General features: G+C 44.3%; 18 protein-coding genes. 8 read left to right on the plus strand and 10 right to left on the minus strand.

The window, feature by feature from the left end:
• The first annotated feature begins 584 nt into the window (after positions 1-584).
• From U1P77_RS00510 to U1P77_RS00520, 3 genes are all read left to right on the plus strand, one after another.
• Positions 585-4,019: a DNA translocase FtsK 4TM domain-containing protein gene (locus tag U1P77_RS00510; protein ID WP_321155529.1), complete on the plus strand. Its 3,435-nt coding sequence runs from the start codon at positions 585-587 to the stop codon at positions 4,017-4,019.
• A gap of 81 nt (positions 4,020-4,100) precedes the next feature.
• The gene (locus U1P77_RS00515; RefSeq protein ID WP_321155530.1) at positions 4,101-4,346 is read left to right on the plus strand and encodes a hypothetical protein; all 246 of its coding nucleotides are present in this window, start codon (positions 4,101-4,103) and stop codon (positions 4,344-4,346) included.
• Positions 4,347-4,513: 167 nt separating this feature from the next.
• A complete protein-coding gene (locus U1P77_RS00520; RefSeq protein WP_321155531.1) occupies positions 4,514-6,007 on the plus strand; it encodes an amidase in 1,494 nt (497 codons plus the stop codon).
• Between the two features lie 237 nt (positions 6,008-6,244).
• Here the strand turns inward: U1P77_RS00520 and U1P77_RS00525 are convergent, their stop codons facing one another.
• The 8 genes from U1P77_RS00525 to dapC form a co-directional block, all read right to left on the minus strand.
• A complete protein-coding gene (locus U1P77_RS00525; protein ID WP_321155532.1) occupies positions 6,245-7,144 on the minus strand; it encodes a DODA-type extradiol aromatic ring-opening family dioxygenase in 900 nt (299 codons plus the stop codon).
• Positions 7,145-7,294: 150 nt separating this feature from the next.
• Positions 7,295-7,783, minus strand: a complete 489-nt coding sequence (gene rlmH, locus U1P77_RS00530) for a 23S rRNA (pseudouridine(1915)-N(3))-methyltransferase RlmH (RefSeq protein ID WP_321155533.1) — start codon at positions 7,781-7,783, stop codon at positions 7,295-7,297.
• Between the two features lie 102 nt (positions 7,784-7,885).
• Positions 7,886-8,416 carry a DUF421 domain-containing protein gene (locus U1P77_RS00535; RefSeq protein ID WP_321155534.1) on the minus strand — a complete coding sequence of 177 codons (531 nt, stop codon included), beginning with the start codon at positions 8,414-8,416 and terminating at the stop codon, positions 7,886-7,888.
• Between the two features lie 147 nt (positions 8,417-8,563).
• The gene (locus tag U1P77_RS00540) at positions 8,564-9,055 is read right to left on the minus strand and encodes an ABZJ_00895 family protein (RefSeq protein WP_321155535.1); all 492 of its coding nucleotides are present in this window, start codon (positions 9,053-9,055) and stop codon (positions 8,564-8,566) included.
• Positions 9,056-9,180: 125 nt separating this feature from the next.
• The gene (locus tag U1P77_RS00545) at positions 9,181-11,115 is read right to left on the minus strand and encodes a D-alanyl-D-alanine carboxypeptidase/D-alanyl-D-alanine-endopeptidase (RefSeq protein ID WP_321155536.1); all 1,935 of its coding nucleotides are present in this window, start codon (positions 11,113-11,115) and stop codon (positions 9,181-9,183) included.
• Between the two features lie 162 nt (positions 11,116-11,277).
• Positions 11,278-11,883, minus strand: a complete 606-nt coding sequence (locus U1P77_RS00550; RefSeq protein WP_321155537.1) for a 3'-5' exonuclease — start codon at positions 11,881-11,883, stop codon at positions 11,278-11,280.
• A gap of 88 nt (positions 11,884-11,971) precedes the next feature.
• Entirely contained in the window at positions 11,972-13,900 is a 1,929-nt protein-coding gene (locus tag U1P77_RS00555; RefSeq protein WP_321155538.1) for a DUF294 nucleotidyltransferase-like domain-containing protein, read from the minus strand.
• A 220-nt stretch (positions 13,901-14,120) separates the two neighbouring features.
• Complete coding sequence (gene dapC / locus U1P77_RS00560) at positions 14,121-15,386, minus strand: succinyldiaminopimelate transaminase (protein WP_321155539.1); 1,266 nt, start codon at positions 15,384-15,386, stop codon at positions 14,121-14,123.
• 196 nt (positions 15,387-15,582) lie between these two features.
• On the opposite strand from dapC, the gene U1P77_RS00565 reads away from it, so the two are divergent.
• On the plus strand, positions 15,583-16,209 hold the full coding sequence (locus tag U1P77_RS00565; RefSeq protein ID WP_321155540.1) for a hypothetical protein: 627 nt from the start codon (positions 15,583-15,585) through the stop codon (positions 16,207-16,209).
• Positions 16,210-16,295: 86 nt separating this feature from the next.
• On the opposite strand, the gene glnD is transcribed toward U1P77_RS00565, so the two are convergent.
• Complete coding sequence (gene glnD, locus U1P77_RS00570) at positions 16,296-19,028, minus strand: [protein-PII] uridylyltransferase (protein WP_321155541.1); 2,733 nt, start codon at positions 19,026-19,028, stop codon at positions 16,296-16,298.
• A gap of 128 nt (positions 19,029-19,156) precedes the next feature.
• A complete protein-coding gene (gene map / locus U1P77_RS00575; RefSeq protein WP_414479055.1) occupies positions 19,157-19,948 on the minus strand; it encodes a type I methionyl aminopeptidase in 792 nt (263 codons plus the stop codon).
• 320 nt (positions 19,949-20,268) lie between these two features.
• Between map and U1P77_RS00580 the strand changes: the two genes are divergently transcribed.
• The 4 genes from U1P77_RS00580 (at position 20,269) to U1P77_RS00595 (ending at position 22,494) form a co-directional block, all read left to right on the plus strand.
• The gene (locus U1P77_RS00580) at positions 20,269-20,919 is read left to right on the plus strand and encodes an esterase/lipase family protein (RefSeq protein ID WP_321155543.1); all 651 of its coding nucleotides are present in this window, start codon (positions 20,269-20,271) and stop codon (positions 20,917-20,919) included.
• Positions 20,903-21,340, plus strand: coding sequence for a hypothetical protein (locus U1P77_RS00585; RefSeq protein WP_321155544.1), 438 nt, complete (start codon positions 20,903-20,905; stop codon positions 21,338-21,340). The genes U1P77_RS00580 and U1P77_RS00585 overlap by 17 nt, the downstream gene beginning before the upstream one ends.
• Positions 21,341-21,388: 48 nt before the next feature.
• Positions 21,389-21,700: a hypothetical protein gene (locus U1P77_RS00590; protein WP_321155545.1), complete on the plus strand. Its 312-nt coding sequence runs from the start codon at positions 21,389-21,391 to the stop codon at positions 21,698-21,700.
• Positions 21,701-22,005: 305 nt separating this feature from the next.
• Positions 22,006-22,494 (plus strand): META domain-containing protein, encoded by a 489-nt coding sequence (locus tag U1P77_RS00595; RefSeq protein ID WP_321155546.1) that lies wholly within the window; start codon positions 22,006-22,008, stop codon positions 22,492-22,494.
• Positions 22,495-22,675: the final 181 nt, after the last annotated feature.

The following is a 22,675-nucleotide window of genomic DNA, read 5'->3' on the forward strand; positions in this document are numbered from 1 at the left end:
TGTAGTTTTTCTAATTGCTGTGTGATACTAACATAAGGGCATTCAGCAAAAAGCGCAAGTTTGCTAAAATAAACATGGATATCACTACAATCAAAGCATGTTTACCTTGAAATATTATTGTTGAAAAATCGCGAGAGACTCCAAAAATATCAAACAAAGGTTTTATAATTCTTCTTTTAGTTATGGTGTTTGTTTGCTAAATCACTTATTGGTCTGTTTTCTTACTCGCTTTCTTACATTCTTTATTAATAACACGGTCGCCACTTAAGCTATGTATTTGTTATTATACAAAGTTATGCTGAGTGTAATAGGCATTGGACAATATTAGTTACTGTAAAGAACGAGATAAGTCAGTACTCCTAGGCGTATTTTACGCCATAAATTGCACTCTATATACCTTTATTGGCTATGCCATAATAAGCAGTCGGCTATGTCATAATAGCCACTGTAGTAATAAGCACTGTAATAATAGCCACTTCGCTACTCAAATTTAAATAAGCATTTTATGTCAGCATGGTTAGACTTAATCATGCTTTGGCGACTATTTAGTATTAATAAAGCACTAATAACAAGGCAGATCTTACGTGATATCAGCACCGCTCATTGAGTATTTAAAAAAAGGTATATTTACCCTTCTTGGGTCAATATTGGCAGTTTATCTGTTCATTATTCTATTGACCTATACCGGCAACGATCCCAGTTGGTCGCATATCAGTAGCGATATGACCACCATTAATAACATGGGCGGCGCGATGGGGGCTTGGTTGTCTGACCTACTCTATAGCTTTTTTGGCTTTGGAGCATGGTGGCTGCTGGCGTTTTTGGTCTATGAGTCTGTTTTAATTTGGTGGGACAATAAGCCGACGTTTTGGCTATTGCGGCTAGTCACTTACGTGTTTTTGATATTAAGTGTGAGTGCCTTGTTTGCACAATTGGTAGCCTTGATTCAGCAGGTGTCAGATCCAGTAGCAACAGGGCTTGAGGGCGTTGCTGGTGGTATTATTGGACTTGAGTTACAAGCGCGTTTGGCCCAGCTATTATCGCAGTGGGGTAGTGTGGCATTTTTGGTAGTATTCGTTATTATTACTGCCACCTTTGCATTCAATATCCATTGGCTGGCTCTTTATCATAAGCTTACCAACTTAGCCTGGTTTGGTTCTAGCGTTAAGGCTGAGGATAGTGTGCAGAATGCCGGGCAAGAAAATGACGCCACACAACAAAGTAACACCATACAACAAAATACCAAAAGCTTGCTCACTGATGAAGATGCAAAAAACAAGAATGCTCAGCGAGAGAAACCAGACAATGGGCAATTGCCACTTGAGCTGCAACCTGCTCACAATTCTCTTAACGGCAATCAAGCATCAGATAACAGCGGTCGCTTCAGTGATGTGTTGACAGATTTTTTAGCTAAATCAGGGCTTGGCGCCAGCGTCAAAGCATCTATGGCAGCTGCGGCGGCGAATAATGCTATGAATGATGGCTTACAAACAGCTGCATCTACCCCTAACAGTCATTCTACTAATTTTGCCAATGACTCCCATTCCGCTGCAGCTACCTCTAATCCTACCACCGCAACCGTACGCAAAGTGGAACCTAGTTTTGCATGGAACGACGCAGGTACTGTTGATGATTTATTAGCAAATGGGTCAATGACTGAGCAAAATACGTTTGCTCCTAGTTCTTATAGTAATGCTACAGCTCCTTCAAACGTTGAGTTATCAAATGCTTCAGTATCACAGGTAGGGTCAACTGCGGCTGTAGAAACACCCACGGCTGATTTTACTCCCAACCATGAACAAGGTTCTGTTCAGCAAGCATCTGATGAGGTGGTCACTAATACGCCAACTGCTGCTGAGTCTAGTACTGCTGAACCACATACTTTAACGTCAAATACTGATAGCTTAAATACTGATAGCTCAAATGTTGATAGCTTGGCAGACGCTTGGTTAGCAGAGCATGCTCCAGCTCCAGTAGCTGCACCATCAGAATTTACAGAATCAGAAAACGATCATAGCTCGACTGCTCAACCAGCGCTAAAGACGCCATTAGATTCTGCTAACGATTTATCTGCTGATCTAACTGATGATTCTAAATTATCAAATGCTTCTGAGCCGTTAATTTCACCTAAAGTACCAAGTGCTTCTCAAGTAGCAAGTATCGTTTCACCAGCACCAGCACCAGCACCAGCACCAGCGAGCACCAGTCATTCACATCAGCAAGAACCGAGTGCGGTAGCTGATATGACTCCGACCAATACACCACCTGCTAATCCAAAAGCTACTCCAACGGTAGCGACCACTAATTCAGGTGCGACTGCCAATCAAAGCACAAGAGTTGAGACTGTAATAGATCCTAAATCAACCTTTAGCTTTGCAGTAGCAGATGGTGATTCGAGCAATCATATTACCGACATGATGCCAGAAGACGATAAATCGTCTGAAGATGATTTGCATACACCAGTTATGCCTGAAATTCATGATGATGCCGCCTTTTCTCAGCGTTCAAGGTCGATGCAAACGGCTAAATATCGTGACAGTCTTTCGGCTATTCCAGCGATATCTATTCTTGATAAGCCAGACCCTAATCGCCAGCCTAGCTATACCTTGGCTGAGCTTGAGCAATTGTCAGAACTGTTAGAAATTAAACTGCAAGATTTTAATGTAAAAGCGGAGGTAGTGAATGCCATTCCTGGGCCGGTAGTTACGCGCTTTGAAGTGGAACTGGCTGCTGGTGTAAAAGCCAGTAAAGTGACGGGTATTTCACGCGATTTGGCGCGCTCGCTATCAATGGCGTCTCTGCGTGTAGTCGAGGTCATTCCGGGCAAGCCTTATATCGGTATCGAAGTACCTAATAAAAAGCGTGAAATGGTGCGCTTAATTGAGCTGCTCGATACCGAAAAATTTAACGACCCCAAAGCGCAAATCAGCATGGCAATGGGTAAAGATATTGGCGGTAAAGCGATTATTACTGACCTTGCGCGTGCGCCACACATGTTGGTCGCTGGTACGACAGGTTCGGGTAAATCAGTACTGGTCAACGCCATGCTGCTATCGATGCTACTCAAATATACGCCTAGTGAGCTGCGGCTTATCTTGATTGACCCTAAGCAGCTTGAGCTTGCCAACTATAATGACATTCCGCATCTGCTGACTCCCGTAGTTACCGATATGACAGAAGCGGCCAGTAGCTTGTCATGGTGTGTGGCAGAAATGGAGCGCCGTTATCAGCTCATGAGCTTGCTTAAAGTCCGTAAATTAGACGAGTTTAACAAGAAAGTCCGCGCTGCTGAAAAAGCAGGCAATCCGATGATAGATCCTCTATGGCGCCCCAACGATAATGTGAGTATCAGCCAAGCACCTAAGCTTAAGACTCTACCAATGATTGTCATTGTTGCCGATGAGTTTGCCGACATGATCATGCAGGTGGGCAAGCAGGCTGAAGAGCTAATCACCCGTCTCGCACAAAAATCGCGGGCGGCAGGGATTCATTTAATACTTGCGACCCAGCGTCCATCAGTAGATGTCATTACCGGCTTAATTAAAGCCAATATTCCAGTACGGGCGGCTCTGCGGGTTAACTCTAAAGTAGATTCGCGGACGATTTTGGATAGTGGCGGTGCTGAAGATATGCTTGGTAATGGTGATATGCTGTTCTTAGGCCCAGGACAAATTGAGCCAGATCGCGTTCATGGGGCTTATGTTAGTGATGAAGAGGTCAATAGCATTTGTGATGCGTGGCGTGAACGCGGCGCGCCCGATTATATTGATAATATGGCAGGTAATTTTGAATTGTCTAGTCCCGGTGGCGGCAGTACGACCAGCGCCTCTGGTGAAGATGATGATCTTTATAATGATGCAGTCGGTTTTATTATGGAGACCCGTAAGGTTTCAGCCTCTAGTATTCAGCGCAAGTTCAGTATCGGCTATAACCGCGCAGCAAGGATTGTTGACTCGATGGAAGAGGCCGGACTGGTCAGCTCTATGGGTAAAAGTGGCAAGCGTGAGCTGCTAATGTAGGATTGTTAAATCTGCTTGAGCAAAGAGAAGACGAGTTACGAGAGTAGCTCGTCTTTTTTGATTCAAAATGAGTCCTACACAATGTTAGGATCAAGAATGAGAAGTATTGTATGTAGCTTGCTTGCCGCTTTAATTGGTTTATCAAGGCTAGCATTGGGTATCATTGCACTGTTTAATCCAGACGTGTTTGAGCTATATTTTTTTATGGACGCTTTAATCGGCGGTAGCATTTTAGGATGCTATGGTATTTTTGGTAGAGCTTTATTTTTGCAAGAGAAAAGGAATGGAAACAGTGATAACCATACTATGCAAACAGCATTTAAGTAAAAAATGCCATCGAACAGCTATAGAGAAAAGTAAATAAATAAGATTAAATATACGATATTTTCGATACAAGTTATTCTACTGACTGGTCATTATCCTTCTGGTGTCTGTTGCCCTTTGTTTTAACGCGCTATACTCAGTCAACACTTATATACCAAGGAAGGTCAGGAATGTTTAAAGAATATACCCAATATGATGCGCTAGGATTAGCAGCATTAGTAAATTCAAAAGACGTCAGCGCCAAGGAATTGCTGGATGCAGCCGTTGATAGGGCCAATAGTCTTAATCCCAAATTGAACGCCATCATTCACCGTTTTAATGAGCGCGCTTATGAAGCAGCGCAAGCAGGACTGCCAGCAGGTGCGTTCACTGGTGTGCCTTATTTACTCAAAGACTTATCGTTTGATTTTGCTGATGAGCCGCTGACTATGGGTAGTCGTAGCGTCAATATCGTGACTGACTACGATAGTGAAATCGTCAAACGTATGAAATCAACAGGCGTAAATACCTTTGGTAAGACCAATACCCCTGAATTTGGCTTAATTATCACTACCGAACCCAAAGCGCATGGCGTAGCGCACAACCCCTTTAAAAAAGGCTATAGCACTGGAGGCTCGTCAGGCGGTAGCGCATCGGCCGTGGCCAGCGGCATTGTACCGATGGCAGGAGCAGGCGACGGTGGTGGCTCGATACGCTTTCCTGCGGCATGGTGCGGGACGTTTGGGCTGAAACCAAGTCGCGGTCGCAATCCAGTAGGTCCGTCAATTGGTGAAGGGTGGGATGGTGCCAACGCCGATCACGTTATCACTCGCAGCGTTCGTGATAGTGCAGCGATGCTCGATGCGACCAGTGGCGCTGAAATTGGTGCGCCTTACGTCATTGCACCACCTGAGGGATCTTTTTTGCAAGCAGCCATGCGCGCTCCTAGACCTCTAACGATTGCCTTGCATAAACAGCCCTTGGTTGCCAATACCGTAGTGGACAAGGAGGTCTTAGCAGTACTTGAGCAGACTGCTGCCCAGTTAGAAGCGATGGGTCATCGCGTTATTCCTGCTGAGCCTACTATTAATATTGATAAGTTCTGGCATGACTTTTTGGTGGTAGTCTGCGCGCATACCGCCTTTACTATTGATAATGTCGAGCGCTGTTTTGGGGCTGAGCACGTAAAAAATCTCGAACCGCAAACCTATAATATGGCAATGCTTGGACGTTCGTTGTCGGCGGTGGACTTGGTTCATGCCAAACATGGCTGGCATAACAGCCAATATCAGACTGGGAAGCTGCTGACTGAATACGATATGATTCTGTGTCCGACCGTGCCTACGCCTGCGGTGAAGCATGGCATATTACCGGCAAGTCGTAAGGATGAGATGCTGATGCGTAGCGCTGGAATGCTTAATAAAGGCTTTAATATGGGTAAATTTGCCTTTAGCTCGGGTATGATTGAGAAACTTAGCGCGCCAGTGTTAGGTAAAATGGGTTTTACTATACTAGGTAATATCACTGGATTACCCGCCATGTCGTTGCCACTAGGCATGAGTAAAAAAGGTTTGCCTATCGGCATGCAGCTGATTGGGCGCATGAATGACGAGACTACGTTATTGAGTGTAGCAGGGGAAATGGAGCGTGCAGGTCTGTTTACCAAATCGGCTTTTGAACTATAGCACTCACAAAAGTAACTGTGTTTCTATGTTTGTAATGACGTCTTGTAATTATTAAACGTAGTTATTGTATTATAAAAATGATGCAGTATGGTTGGAAGACTTTCTGAAGCCTTTGAAGTAGCGATATCGCATAGCAAGCGAGAAAATTACTTTCAGCCATACGAATACTAGCTATGGAGTATTTGATGAGTGTGGCTATTTTATTTGGTATTAACTCTAAAACCAATCAAAGGGCTATTAATCAAAGCGATAAATATCCATACCTAAGCTATGATGGGCCATACTTTCATGAACAACAGAGACCCGTTGACCAGCCCCTAATGCAAAGAATAATGGTAATAAATGTTCATCACTTGGGTGGATATTTTGATAATCGGGATACTGTTGCCAATCTAACGCAGTAGGAATGTCCGTTTTAAGCTGTTGCAGTAACCACAGTTTAAAGTCTTTGGCGGCCGAGTCGATACTAGCTGCTTCCCAGCGTAATTTTTGTAAATTATGAGTAATATTCCCTGAGCCAATAATCATTATTTGCTCATCAAGTAAACGCGCCAGCTGTGCGCCTAACTGATAGCAAGCGATACTGTCATAATGCTGTGGTAAGGAGATTTGGACGATAGGGACATCGGCTTGAGGATATAGATGCCGAAGCGGTGCCCATACGCCATGATCACAAACTCGTATCGGATTGACACTACAAGCGATATCGTGCGCATTCAACTGCTGGGCAAGTGACTCAGCAAGCGGAGCATGACCTGCCGCCGGATACTCTAATTGATATAACTCAGGATCTAAGCCCGAAAAGTCATGCCATGTTTTTGGCTGAGGGTTGCTGCTGATTTCAAGCTTAGAGGACAACCAATGCGCAGACATAATGACAATCGCACGCGGCTTGGGCAAGTTTTGTCCCATACGTGCCAATGCGCTAGTCGTTGCGGACTGTTCAATAGCAAGGGTTGGGGCACCATGCGAGATAAATAGCGCTGGCAAGCGCGCCGCATTCGTCAATCCGGCAGGCGCATCTTCCCAAGCCACCGCCGCAGATATAGGCGTGGCTGCGTCGGCAACATTGCGATTATGAACGCGATATTGATTAGGATGGGAGACGTTAGGTTTAGCAGGTTTTGAATAGCTCATGCAAAGTTTATTAGGGCGCGCGCGGGTTTTTCAATCTGTTTTACTATTACTATTTTATAGCTGTGAGTTTTCCACTTGTTTTATTTAACTATTGTTAAATACCAGTCTCTAAATGCCAATCTTTAAATGTCGCTTTTTAATTGCCATCTTTCAATTACCACGATGATAAGGATGATTGTGATTGATACTCATCGCCCGATATAACTGTTCCATTAACACCACACGTACTAAGGGATGCGGCAGTGTCAGCGCTGATAACGACCATTTCACATCTGCCTTTGCCAATACTTCCTGTGATACCCCATCTGCGCCGCCAATGACCAGCGCAATATCATCACCTTGCTGCATGGCCTCCGCCAGTTTATCAGCCAAGCCTTCCGTCGATAGCATCTTACCTTTGACATCTAATACCCACAGCTGTTCGCGTCCAGCTGTAGCGTGGGCGGCTAATATTGTCTGTCCTTCTTGCTCACGGTACTGCGCTAAATTGGCGTCAGACGGACTTTTAGCACGTTTGGCAGCAGCAAGTTCAACGATTTCGGTGCTCAGCATCGGTTGAATACGTTTATAATATTCATTAAAACCGCTTTGCACCCAACTGGGCATTTTATTACCAACGGTCAAAAGTCGTACTTTCATTGCTAGTTGTCCTTTATATTCTATAGTTATAATGAAGGTTATAATAAAAATAAGGTTTATTTCACTTTATTTGAGTCGTTTTTATATGACGACCAGACTTCATCAATCGGTCAATGGTGCAAGTGTCTCAGCGACGGTATCATTGTCTGACGCCTCTTTATTTTTAGGAATAACGGTTAGTTTGGCATCAGATTCAAAAACAACGGCCTCAACATCATCTAGGTTCCTAATACCGTCGGAACGCATGGCGCATTCAATCTCTTGACGGGTCAGGCGTTCATCGCGCATGGCCTCCGGCAAAAACTGCCCTTGATAGAAGACGATACGCGGCTCAGACAATAGAACGCTGCTAAATTGTGGTGATATAGAAGCATATTTGGTCACCACAAACTGCAACATGTATAGCACTACGATAGATACACCACCTTCTATGAAGGGAATGCTTTCGAGCAAAATGGTACTGGCTCCCAAGGAACCGATCATCACGGTAACAATCCAATCAAAATTATTAAGCTGGGAGGTGGCGCGCTTGCCAGAGATTTTGGTGGTGACAACAATGAGGACATAAACCATGACTGCTGTCAGGACGATACGGCCAAGCTTGTCTATACTATCAAAAATTAACATATCCATGATGCTCGCTCCTAGTGATGATGTTGGGTCGCTCGTACATAAAGACACGACCGCTTTAAGTTAGCCTAACGGAATTTGCTTAGCAAGGGTGAAAAAAGTTTGTAGCATGTTCGGGTTAAAAGCACATACGGTTCGTTTATGAGTATTTTATTTAGGGGCAAGCAGTCGATTAAATATCCAAATACCTAGGCGAGCACTGACCAAGGTCAGTAGCAATATCATCACTAGCGCACTTAGCAGCGGTAAGGGCTGCTGAACTGTCATTTCAATTAAGACTTCACGGCTGACAGCATCGAAAAGAAATAGCCATAAACCAAGCAAATAAATGGTGGTCAGTAACCAAACCGCTCCAATACTACCTATGGTAAGGCGATTCATCTCGCTGTTTGTGAGCGCGCGGTGTTGATGCTTGATGAATTTATTTACCGCAATATATGCGCCAATTAGAATGGATAAGGCCGTCACCAGCTGCGAGCTGAGCGGTATTTGGGTTTGAATCATCATAAATATGGCGCTAGCAAGAATATAACCAACCGCAAAAAAGCCCACGTATTGTACCAAGTGGGTCTTTTGGGATTGCCCAGAACGGTTTGGTTGAACCTGACGCTTCTTGCTAAGATTGGGCATTGTGCGTGACATAAGCTTGCCTATACTAAGATTAAAAAATAATGTAATTAGAAAACATCGTAATTAAAAGGGTAATACTTGCTTTTTAGCGCCTACCTGTCACACCCATAAGACCAGAAGAGTCTTCTGGATGACTATTAGTGCTGGGCCGTCCAGTCCAACATGGCATCTAATACTGGTCTTGCAGTATAAGGGTTTAATGCCTGCTTGGTGTTAATCAATCCTACCACGGTATAGTCCTTACCTGATTGCCCTTTGACATAACCTGCCATTGCAGTGACGTTTTTTAAGGTACCGGTCTTTATCCATGCGCGTCCAATCGCGGCTGAGTCCGGTAAGCGTTCGCTATGAGCCGCGATAGTACCAGTAACGCCAGCCACGCCCAAGGAATCGACATAAGCACCAAAGCTTGGGTGGTTATAAGTGTAGGTTAATAGCTCGCTTAAGTTGGCCGCGGTAACGGTACAGTCGCGGCATAATCCTGAACCATTGGTCAGATGCGGCGGCGCTGTGGTTAGATTCATTTGCCACCACTGATTAATGCTCTGTAGCGCGGCTGGATAGTCGGTAGGTTTTGGCTGACCAAATTGGTATAAGCTGGTTGCGCCTGTTGTATTAGCATGAGCCAGATCAGTTTTGGCTAAATTACCTTGACCATAAGCACCCAATGACAATGCCACTTGCTCGGCCATGACATTGTTAGAGAAGTGGTTGATATCATATATTTGCTGGACAAGTGGCAGCGATGGATAGCTAACAATGGGCAGTGGCGAGAGTGGCAGTGATGCCAAACTGTTTTTTGTTTGGTTAGTTTTAGCAGATTTATAAGGTGTTTCTTGCGTAAGCACTTTTCCGCTAAGCGTATTACCCAGCTGTTGCCATTTTTCGGCGACCACGCGGGCGGCAAAGTCCTTGGCATTGGGATAGGCCACATAAAATAAATGCTTACCGCAACTGTCTGGCAGCTTGGCGTTGAGCGTTAATTTATCCGCTTGCCACTGCGGTGCTAAACTGCGTTTGGCTCGAGCACAAGCGGCTGGGCGTGTATTGATTAAACTGGGCAGCTGATAGTTTGCCAGCTGGGGAGTATAAATCAGCTGCGCTTGTCCCTTATCTAGCGGATAACTTTGAATACCCATACTGCTAAAGTTAACCAAAAACCCATCAGGACTGGCGTTATAAGGACGCAGCGGGGCGTTATCAAAGTCAGCAGGATTCTTACTAACATTTTTAAAGATAGCGCTATCGATAATGATGTCACCATCAATATGATGAATACCTGTTTTCTGTACTTTATACAGCAGTTGTTGCAGGCGCTTGTGAGTCATTTTTGGATCACCGCTGCCTTGAATAATGAGGTCACCGTACAGACGATTGCCAATTATCATTCCGGTATGGTAAACCCGCGTGTGCCAAACAAAGTCAGCGCCCAACGTATCTAGAGCAATAAAGGTAGTAATGAGCTTCATGGTGCTGGCAGGCAGGCGTGCGATATTGGGTTCATGGCTGAGCAAAGGCGCTGCTACAGGTTTGATAGAGGGTGAAGCGCTCTTAATATCAGTAGAAGGAGTAGTAATGCCAGAGCTCATTGGTAGTATTGAGGGTGTACTTTTGACACTTTGGTAAGTATAAGCATCATCGGTATAAGCGTGGAGTTGACTTTCTTTTTGTTGAATGTCCTGCTTACTGACCGTAATAACCGTACTTTCTTTAATAGTAAGGGTCGTGTTTGCTGCAGGTACCGGACTACTATTATTAGGGGTGTTATGATTGAGACTACTATCAATAACTTGAATTGGAAGTGGCAAGCGACTGGCATTCTTCTCGCCGACTGGGGTTATGAGGATACTAATATCAGTAGGCGTTAACTCTGCCCGAGTGAGCGCCGTTTGAATGGCTTCTGGCAATGCAGCCTGAGCGCTGAGCGGTGCTAATAAGGCCAATCCTAGCAGGGTATTTAGCTTGGTGCGCGACTTAATGTGGGGTGGTGACATCGCAATAAGGTAAGTACTGGGAGCGTTACTGGTGGCGCTAACTGAAAAGGTATGAAAAAGTTGAGAAGTAGCTCGCATGGGAAATCTATCGTCAGGTATTAAAAACCATCCATAGTAACATGAGTTGTTAAGTGAGCGTAGGCACAGTATAGGGATAAAAGGATTGCAGGGGCAAACTTGCCAAAGATAAACGCGTTGCTATAAACGTATTTTTTTTATTTTGAATCGACTATAAGAATATCAGCGCACATGCAAAAAAGCCATTGCGGTCATCACCGCATCATTATAGGCATCGTGAGTACCCAATTCGGGAATATCGTAATGAGCCAGAATATTGGTCAAATGCTGTGATTGATTGGGAATACCTTGGGTATGACCGCCCATGCGCCGACTGTATAATTGGCGGACATCAATTACTTCATTAGGTAGGGCAGTGCCCATATAGCGCTTGACTAAGGGGTTCAAAAACCCAGTATCTATCTGCGGACAAAACCCTACTATCGGTCGATTACCAATGAAGGGCAGTAGCAACGCCAGCATCTCGTCGTAGCTGATGCCATGCTCAACGTCGGCTGTCCGTAAGCCATGAATGACAATGGTATCGCGATTGGGCATCACTGGCGGGCGGCAGACCAGATGCAGACCGTTGCCGCTATCGATGGTATTGTCATTGATATGAATTGCTGCTACTGATAATAGATGATGCTTTCTCGGATTAAGACCGGTCATCTCACAGTCGATGGCGACCCAGCGCTCAGCTACTGGCGGCGCAAACATGGATGCCAGCTCTGGGCGCTGTAGCTGCGATTTTTGCCAAGAGGTCGTTAACTGCTTAAGCCAGCTCATAACATTTCCAAATCCATAGCGCATAATCCATAGTTAGCATAAGTTAGCCTCTCTATCCATCTCAAGCTGTTTGTCCTATCTCTAACTGCTATCCTATCTCTAGCTGATAGTGCCGACGTAGCTGGTTTTTAAAGCTTTTGACCACCGCGAGACACTCTTTTAATACGTCACGCTCAAGAGCAGACAAGGTGGTTGGGTCAACTTGCCGCGCATACTTATCATCTGTAGCTAGCGCTACGGCTAAGCGCTGTGCCATAAAAAACTCCAATGCCTCACCTAAATTATCCGCGCGCTCTTGCGTTAATACGCTGGCTTGCACTAGCGCTTTTAGTCGGTCTCTGGAGCTAGGAACCTGTAAAATGTCATGCTCTAACGCTAGCGTGCGGATGCCGTGCACCAGTGGGAAAAGTCCTGATTTTTTGAGATCAATGTCATGCGAGTTGGGTTTACCCAGTAGAGGGGCGAATTTTTGCCACCACTGATTGACTTCGCCGAACTGTAAGGCGGCACGAACAAACTGCCGTACGAACATACCATCTGCTTGTCGATGTGCCACTTTTAGATGTTCGCGAATCTGTGTTAGCAATGCCTCATCACCGCAAACGTATTCACCATCGAGTATCGCTGATAACCAAATGCCATGCATAGGATCGGTATTTTTAAACCATAAGCTGATTTGTGCTTTGAATGGCTTGATTGGCTGTCGCCACATGGGGTTGGTCATCATAATATTGCCTTCGCATAGTGGATAGCCAAGGTTTGCTAACTGGTTATTAAAGGTCTCAGCAAACTCTGCTAAATCAGGATGCGAATAGCCATCTCTAATAATCAGGGCATTATCTTGGTCTGTACGCATGATCTGCTCACCGCGCCCTTCTGAACCCATGACAATCACGCAGGTATTCGACATAACCTCATCGGGAACAATCAATCGCCACAGCTTAGTAAATACTTGCGCATTGAGTGTCTGTACCATTCGGCTAACGATACCAATTTTGACCCCGTTTTGCTGCTGCACTCGAATATAGCGGCCAATCAACTCAACAGCGGTATCGAGGCTGGTTAAGTCTTTAGCTTGTTCAATTTCGATACTAATAAGTTGGGAGTGATGGCCGATATGAGCGAGCATATCGCTTTGACCCAGTACACCTGTTACGTTGCCGTTAGCATCAATCACGGGCAGGCGGTGAATACGGTAGCGGGTCATGGTTAATAGCGCATCGCCAATCTCATCGTTAGCGTCAATAGTACGCAGATTAAAGCTAGCATAGCGTTGGCATAAAGTAGTGGCAGGGTCTTGCTGATCGCTGACGGCGCGGCAGATGTCAGTATCGGTTAGAATCCCCAGCGTACGATCTGAGCTGTTTGTATCTTCTAAATGCCCTGATGGTCGTACCAGCACGTGTTTCAGTCTCGCTTCAGTCATGATACGTGCCGCCTGATATAAGCTGCTATCAGCGCCGACAATATGTACGGGTAATAAAATGACATCGGTCACCGGCTGGAACATAATTTGCTGTACTTCTTGCTGAGCGGTATAGCTGCTAGCGCCTACTCCTTGTGCACTGCGCCGCTGTTGCAAAGCCTTTAGTCGTTCAGGGAGCTTATCTGATAATAGTTGGCGCACCAAATGATTTTGCGCGCTAATTCTATCAATTGCCGCCCCATTAATTTGTAGCAGCAAGGAGTCCTCGGCAGCACGGAATTGATAGTACTGCGTATTTTCATTCTCTTGAGTGTGCGCTCTAGTGCGTGATTCAGGCGTGCGACGACTGTCAAACCAGTCATTACTGTTGAGATGGTCGGAATGATTACTGCCTAAGTAAATAGCGACAAACTTGCCATCAAGCAGTTGCTCAACTTGTCCTTTTAGCACCACAAAAAAGTACTGTAGATCATCAGCGGCTAAGGTTTCTTGTTTGGCAAGATAACGGACTTGGGTATTTTTTTTGAGGCTTTGGCGCTCAGCTGAGCTTAAGACGTCAAAGGGAGGTTGGGTAAAATCAAGATGGGGCATGGCATCATCCTTGATGGCACGTTCAACGAGCAACGTATAATAGGCGGCAGGTAGTAGGACTATTTCTACTATAGCACTATCTTGCTGCTAATCCCTGATAACATTGATATTAGCAGGGATTTAGCAATGAGCTATCAAGGATATTTTTGAGTTTTTAGATGCTCAATTTTTTTAGCTCCTTAATATTTTCGCTCTTGAGGTCTCAGTTTGTTTAATAGGCTTAGGCGATAAGCAGTTTACGAATACGACTGATAGCCTCGCGACTCTCCTCAACGCTGGCCACCAGGGCAATACGGACGTAGCCTTGTCCTGGATTCTTACCTTTAACTTCCCGCGATAAGTAACGTCCTGCCAGCGCATGAATATTGGCTTGTTCATATAGCGCTTTAACAAACATCTCATCATCGCAGTCGAACTGCTCAGGGACCTTCACCCAAAAGTAAAACCCAGCTTCTGGCATCCGTAGATCCAATAGCTCACCTAACTCAGCCATCCATAGCGCAAATTTTTCTCGATACAATGCACGGTTTTGCGCCACATGCTTTTCATCTTGCCAAGCCGCGATAGAGGCAAGCTGATGTGGTATCGGCATCGCACAGCCTTGATAGGTGCGATATTGTAAATAAGATTGCAAAATATTGGCATCGCCAGCGATAAAGCCTGAGCGTAGACCGGGTAGGTTTGAGCGCTTGGATAAGGAATGAAACACCACGCAGTTTTTAAAGTCATCACGACCCAGAGCGGTGCATGCTTGGAGCAAGCCTATGGGCGCAGCATCAAAGTACAGCTCGCTATAGCATTCATCACTAGCGATGATAAAGCCATATTGGTCTGACAGACGAATGAGCATCTCCCAGTCGTCCAGGGTCATTACCGAGCCGGTAGGATTGTTCGGGCTACAGACAAATAACAGCTGCGTTCGCGCCCAAACTTCTTTTGGTACCGCGCGGTAGTCACCTTTAAAATTATTGTCATGTGTACAGGGCACAAAGTACGGCGTTGCCTGCGCAAGTATCGCTGCGCCTTCGTAGATTTGATAAAACGGATTGGGCATCATAATGACGGGATTATGATGTTGTGAAGACGGTTGGTTGTTTTGTGTACTGGTTTCTGGGCTGGAATCTTTATTAGTCTCTGTATCTGCTTTATGGTCAATAACCGCTTGAGCAAAACTAAAAATCGCTTCGCGCGTGCCCATTACAGGTAAAACTTCAGTATTGGCATCGACATGATGGAGAAAAAATCGCTTCTCAAGCCAATGAGCAATGGTTTGACGTAGCTCAAAAGTGCCATTGGTGGTTGGATAAAGACATATTTTGTCCAGATTTTCTTTTAATGCGTCCAATACAAATGCTGGCGGAGCATGCTTTGGTTCACCAATACCCAGTTTAATCTCAGAATAAAGAGCGGCGGGGCTACTGTTAGCAAGCAAAGTAGCCATTTTAGCAAAAGGATAAGGGTGCAGATGCGTTAAGTTGTGGTTCATAAGTGTGGTAACTATAAGTTGTGATTGGTAAGTGTGATAACTATAATAGACAATTAGTTATAAAGTTATAAAGAAAAGTTACATTTTAGCAGTGTAGCACTTCTCTTATTTTTTGTCTTATTATCGATAGCTTATAAAAATAAATGCAACGACCATCGCGCATTAGAGTGATTTACTGTAAGGATAACTGACTGATATGCCTATTTTCTCCAATAATAGTGAGCAGCGCACGGAATTTTATAAAGAGCTACAACGTCGTGAGCAGCAATGGTGGCAAGCACGTCAGCGCCTTGTTATGCTTAGAGAACGGCGGATGTTTTGGTTTGGGGATAACAGTTTGATTATGTGGTTGCTATGGCAATTGGTCAGCTATGTGGTGGTAGCTACTGTACTGATGCTGTTGGGAAAATTGCTACAGATGTCATTACCATTATGGGGATATATTGTCTTATTTGGCATACAAACGCTGATTTTTGTCATCATGTTTACCTTAAGAGGTCGGTTGGTTAATCATCTTCAAAACCGTATCAATACGGCCGATTTAGTACGTGAAACGGCACTCAATGAGATGGTTATCTTAGCGTCTGATAGTATTTTTCCTGATATTCACGCCCATGCGCCTATCTCTTTGCAGCGTATTCATGAGCGTTATGAAGCGCAGTTACGCTTGGGCAGCTTGCAATGTCTATTGCAAAAAGAGATTGAAGCCGGACGGCTGTTGTTATCTGAGAATGAAATATCGGCAAGGGTATTACCTCCAGAGCTTGCCGACGATGAACTGACACCCTATGCCGGCGAGATGATCTACAAAAGCATGATCTAAGTGTTTTTTAAGTAATGCTCTTTAAATCATAACCTCTATTAATCCTGCTATTAAATCTTTCACTAAGCTTTTCATTAAGCCTTCCACTAAGCATAAGTGCCATCACTACGTATGCTAAGACTCGCTCTTAGAGCGGCCTGCAACGTTTCGAGCTTATCAGCAGATAACGGTTTATCGTCTTGGTCACTGATAGTAAACATATCTTCTGCGCGCTCGCCTAAAGTAGTAATGCGCGCAGCGTGAACCTCGATTTTTTGTTGCAAAAACACCTGTCCTACTCGCGCTAAGAGCCCCGGCTGATCCAGCGTCTGCAAACTCATAATATGTTGATCCGAGGCTTCATTAAACTCAAAGCTGATGGTAGTAGCTACTTCAAAATGTCTCAGCTGGCGCGGGATACGCTTATGAGTAAGTTTAGGTACGGTCGGATTTTTGAAGGCATCAATCAATCGCTGTTTAAGCTCTTGCTGACTGTCTTCATCGACTAATAGCGTACCACTGCGATCCAGTAGCACGTAAGAATCCAAGGCAAAATCGCGGGTAGCGGTAATAATACGCGCATCCAAAACGTCTAAATTCATCTGATCAAACACGGCCATAGTCACGGCGAATAAGTTGACCTGATCTTGGGTATAAACAAAAACCTGTACAGCATCAAGTGCCAGTTCTCGATGCTCACGCAGTACGACCAGCGGCGCGCTATCAGCGTTAGAAGCGTAGCCAATAGGCGGATGGTTCAATATGGCCTCGGTATGCCATAAGATATCTTCTGCAATTTCTCGCAAAAAGTACTCATCGCCCAAATCGTCCCACAATCTAAGCACCTCATCGCGATTCATATGCTGATTATCGACATTATCTAGCATCGTAAGCGCTTGTTTGCGCGTGGCACCGATCATCTCTTGACGATTGGTTGGCGCATCAATATCAGCGCGTAAAATACGACGTGTTTGTGAGTAGAGCTGCTTCATGAGTGTCGCCCGCCAGCTGTTCCATAGCTGTGGATTGGTGGCGTTCATATCAGCGACTGTCAGTACGTATAGATGATTGAGGTGGGTTACATTGCCGATTAGATCTGCAAAAACAGTGACCACTTCAGGATCAGAGATGTCTTTTTTCTGTGCAGTCATCGACATCAAAAGATGATAGCGCGTCAGCCAACCAACCAAACGAGCATCCGCTTTACTCATACCATGTGCCAAACAAAAATTAATCGACTCAGTTTCGCCAAGCTGACTGTGATTGCCGCCGCGACCTTTGGCAATATCGTGGAACATCGCTGCCAATACCAAAATCTCTTTGCGCTCGATACGCTGAAAAATGGAACTAACCAGCGGAAAGTCTTGATAAAAGCGTTCATCAGTAAAGCGGTGCAAAATTCGAATCAAGAACAGCGTATGGGCATCGACCGTATAACGATGGAATAAATCATATTGCATCAGGCCAGTCACTTGCGCGAAGGCTGGGATATAGTTGCCCAACACTCCGTAGCGATTCATGGCACGTAAGCGGTGAAAAAGATAGTTTTGTTCTTTTAAGTTGGCCAAAAACAACGCTTGATGTTCAGGATTATCACGATAGTTTTGATCAATACCGCGCGCTGCAACTTTTAGCGCGCGTAAAGTTCTAGTACGGACGTTTTTAATCCCATATTGACCCATAAGCAAAAACATCTCTAAAATCGCTTCAGGATGCTGGGCAAAAACTCTGTGATGCGCCATTGCAATTTGCTCACCGATTTGATTGAAGTGGGCATTAAGGGGGCGTTTGTTTGGGCGCTCATCATCCGGTAACTGCGGCTCTATAATAGTCTCGTAGTAGTGATTGATCAGCATCTCGGATAGCGTCGATATTTGCATGGCACAGCGATAATAGTCGCGCATAAAGCGCTCTACCGCTGCATTAGGCTGATCATCCGGCTGGGTCTCGTAACCCATACGCTGGGCAATGTCGCGTTGATAATCAAATAGCAGTTTGTTTTCATTGCGTCCGGTCAGCTCATGCAAATAATGGCGTATTTGCCACAAGTAAACTTCTGAAAAGTTCAGCTCATCGAACTCTTTTTCGGTCAAAAAGTCTTGCTGTACCAAGTCGTAAAGCTTACCGACCCGAAAGTAACGCTTAGTCACCCAGCCGATGATATGAATATCACGTAGACCGCCAGGGGCCGTCTTAATATTAGGCTCAAGGTTATATTCTGTGGCATTGTGCTGAAGGTAACGCGACTTGGCCTCGGCAATCTTCACGTCATAAAAATCACGCTGTGACCACAATTTATTGACGATATCGTTTGGCACATCCTGTAAGACTTCATTGCCAATGAGCGATCTGGCTTCTAACAAACTACTGGCAATCGTATGATCACTCGCCGCCTCTAAGCAGTCATCGACACTGCGCACTGATAATGCCGGTTCAAGGCCAATATCCCATAGCATGGCGACCAAGCGATCAATTTTTGTGCTGACGTTGTTATCAATATCACTAGGAGACAGCAGCAAAATATCCACATCTGAATATAGCGACAACTCACCGCGGCCATAGCCACCGGTGGCAAACAGGGCCAAATCAGTTTTATCAAGCTCGAACCAGGAGAACAAGGTGATAAGCAAGCCATCAATGGCACAGGCACGTGCTTCTACCAACTGGCGGATATTGACGCCACGTTCAAGCTCTCGGCTGATATCCTCATTGATTTGCGTCAGCCATTCAGGAATACCCAGTAACGGGTTATCCGGAGTAAAACCTACTGCAGGCACATTAGCCGATAATAGTGGCGGTAGTGGAGAAAGATAAATGGAGGCAACATCGCAAGTAAACATGAGCGTTATCCAATTAAAAATATAAAATAAGAACAATAAAAAGTATAAGGGTAAGAAAATAGTAAATGCAATACTTCGTTTATATAATTAACCCAAAAAAAAGACCGCCTAAGCGGTCTTTCATTATATTACTGAGTTAAAAAACTTAAATCTTCTTCAGGACGAGTGGTAAATACCTCGCAACCATTATCAGTCACAACCATAGTATGTTCCCACTGCGCGGACAGCTTACGATCTTTGGTAATCGCGGTCCATTCATCTGGCAAAATCTTGGTCTGCCATGTTCCTTGGTTAATCATCGGCTCAATAGTAAAAGTCATGCCAGTTTTTAACTCAAAACCTGTGCCTTTTTTACCATAATGCATCACTTGTGGCTCGTGGTGAAATTCATCGCTGATACCGTGACCACAGAACTCGCGCACGATACTAAAACGTTCAGGCTCGACCACTTCTTGAATAGCCGCCCCGATGTCACCTAAGCGCGCGCCATTTTTGACGACTTTCATACCGGCATATAGGGCATCTTGTGCCACTTTACAGATACGATGCGCCATGATGGAGCCATTACCGACGATCCACATTTTTGAGGTATCACCGTAATAGCCGTCTTTAATCACCGTCACATCAATGTTGATGATATCACCGTCTTTTAGCAGTTTGTTTTCGGTTGGAATACCGTGACAGACCACATGGTTGACTGAGGTACAGATAGATTTGGGAAAGCCATTGTAATTAAGCGGGGCAGGAATAGCCTGTTGCACATTGACGATATAGTCATGGGCAATTTGGTTCAGCGCTTCTGTGCTGACACCAACCTTGACATGCTCGTCTAGCATGACGAGTAACTCGCTAGCAAGCTTACCGGCAACACGCATTTTTTCTATGGCTTCAGGGGACTGGATAAGGGATTTTTTAGTCATCATTATCGGTCTTATAGTTATGGAATTTATGTGGTTAAATTATACCATAAATGAGCGTGCCTCGGTTTTGTAGTCAGTCATCGCAATAACGTGTTAGTAACAGCTATATCAGACACATACACTTATCTATAGTGACTGCGTCGTCACGTTAATATTACAGTAATTAACAAAATTTTGTTGCATGTTGCAGAATATATTCGTAATGTATTTTGAGTTGCTAAAAGGAATAGCGACTGTCTTTTTCAGCTTTTCTCGGGAAGATATTTTTAGCATAAAGACATTCAACCCTCATTGTTTCTGATGATAACAAGGACGTTATTATGAAAAAGAAAGCCATGAAAATAAAAGCTATTAAGCTCAGCGCTTATCTTCGTACGGCCATAACACCCAGTGCATTTTTACCGACTATTGGTGCGATTGGTACCGGTATCCTCCTAATGACCCTGCAAACCACTTCTGCTCAAGCCGCTGGACAGTATTATAACTGTGCCACTGACAGCGGTTGTGAGTTGGTCGGTGCTAGATTATTTACCTCAAACTATACTAAAACCCAGTATCCAGTCGTACTGGTGCATGGACTTGGTGGTTTCAATAAGCTATTTGGGGTTGTTGACTATTTTTATGGTATTCCTCAGGATCTAATGAGAAACGGTACCGACGTATATGCAACCAAAACCTCAGCAGTTAATAATAGTGAGGTTCGCGGTGAGCAGTTGCTGCAACAAGTCAAAACCATTACGGCCGTTTCAGGCAAACCTAAAGTCAACTTACTTGGACACAGTCAGGGCGGTATTGATATCCGCTATGTCGCTGGTGTGGCGCCGGAATATGTGGCTTCAGTTACCGCCGTCTCAAGCCCAGAACAAGGGTCAAAAACAGCAGATGATGTACTTAAAACAATTTCAGCAACCGGTGTGGTTGGTGATGCTACATTGGGCTTCTTAGAGCTCATCGGTGGCTTCACAGACTAGTATCTGGAAATTGCAAAAACAAGATGGTTGGAAATCTCTCGTTGCTCTGTCTACCGATGGCGCAGCACGCTTTAATGCTAAATTCCCTGCAGCGATGCCGACACGGTATTGTGGTCAGCCAGCCAACACTCGAGTCAATGGTATCAAATACTACTCATTCAGCGGAGTTGGGCAAGTGACCAATATCCTTGATGTCGGTGACGCCGCATTAGCGTTGACAAGCTTATCATTTAAGGGTGAAGCAAACGATGGCGTGGTATCCGCCTGCTCAAGCCGACTTAGTCAAGTGATTCGAGAGGATTATAGAATGAACCACTTGGACGCGGTCAATCAGGTATTAGGTTTGACTGCATGGGGAGAGGTAAATCCCAAAACCTTATACCGTGGTCAGGTCAATCGTCTTAAAAACTCAGGCTTATAAGCTGAATTTTAAAATATAAACTGACTCTTAGAACAAGACGCTTCTTTTATGTCAAATAATCGTCATCCAGCCACTTTAGCAATTCTCATCATCGCCGCGGTTATCATAATAATCGGGGCGATTGTTATATGGTTTAAGTCTAATAATGTTGACGCAGAGTTTTCTCAATCAGCTTCTAATACAGTAGATAATGACCCTAGCGTTAATAGTAGATCAGCGCCAGACATGTCTAATCCTTATAAAGGACTTGATGCTTCTCCTGCCCAAAATAAAGCTAAATTTACTACAGAGCCAAAGAGTTCATCTCCTTCATTACCAGAAGTAGAGGTTGACGAAGAGAGTGTTATAAATGAGGACTAACCGTAAATGGTTCAATGTTATTACTTGGTAATGCCGCTAAACTCATAAAGTGTAACAAACCGTTAGCAGGTAATATCCCAACTAGCAATAGATGTTAGCAAAACACCTATACTCAGGAACAAACACTGACCGAAGCATATACATAACCTGTCATGACAAACACATGCCAGCACTACATGATGGCGTCTCTTTTTAAGTAGGTATAATAAAGTCTTTAGGTAGTAATAATAAAACGATGATCCATAAGAATACTTATAAAGATAATTATAGCAACGACAATTAACTTAACCACTGTAGGAGTTTATATGAAAAACATGACTAAAGTAATGATGGCTGCAACCCTTGCTGCAGGTACACTAGCGGCCGGTTGCCAAACAACTCCAGGCGTTACTGCACCAGTAGCTCAGACACTTACTAATGATGCATTACAAGCCCATAACTGGCAGTTAGTCGATGCTACACGTACTAATGGTGCTAAAGTTACTCAGCTATTCTTTGATCCAGCCAAACCGTTAACGCTCAACTTCATGAATGTTAATGGCAATAACCGTGTTACTTTTATGAACACTTGTAATAACATGGGCGCTGAGTATAAAATTGTGAATAAGAACGTTCAATTCAATAACGTTCTTAGCACTATGATGGCCTGCCCTGAGCCACAAGCTAGCTTTGATACTGCGACCATGGCAACAGTACAAGGTAAATATAGCTTAAGCAAAAGTGCTAATAATGTGCCTATGTTGACTATTACTAATGCCAGTCAAGTTGCTAATTTTAAAGCGGTATCTAAATAATTTTGCTCAGTAGCTTATTAGTCTGAATCGTTTTATAACTATAAAAAAGTTAAACGATTTATAAATAAAAAACGCCTCACTATGATGTAGTGGGGCATTTTTTATGGCGTTTTACCAAAAAGCTAAGCGATAATTGAGCTAAACTATAACTATTGTTCTTGATTGTTAATTATTTATATAT

The sequence above is a fragment of the Psychrobacter sp. LV10R520-6 genome (assembly GCF_900182925.1).
Taxonomy (GTDB): domain Bacteria; phylum Pseudomonadota; class Gammaproteobacteria; order Pseudomonadales; family Moraxellaceae; genus Psychrobacter.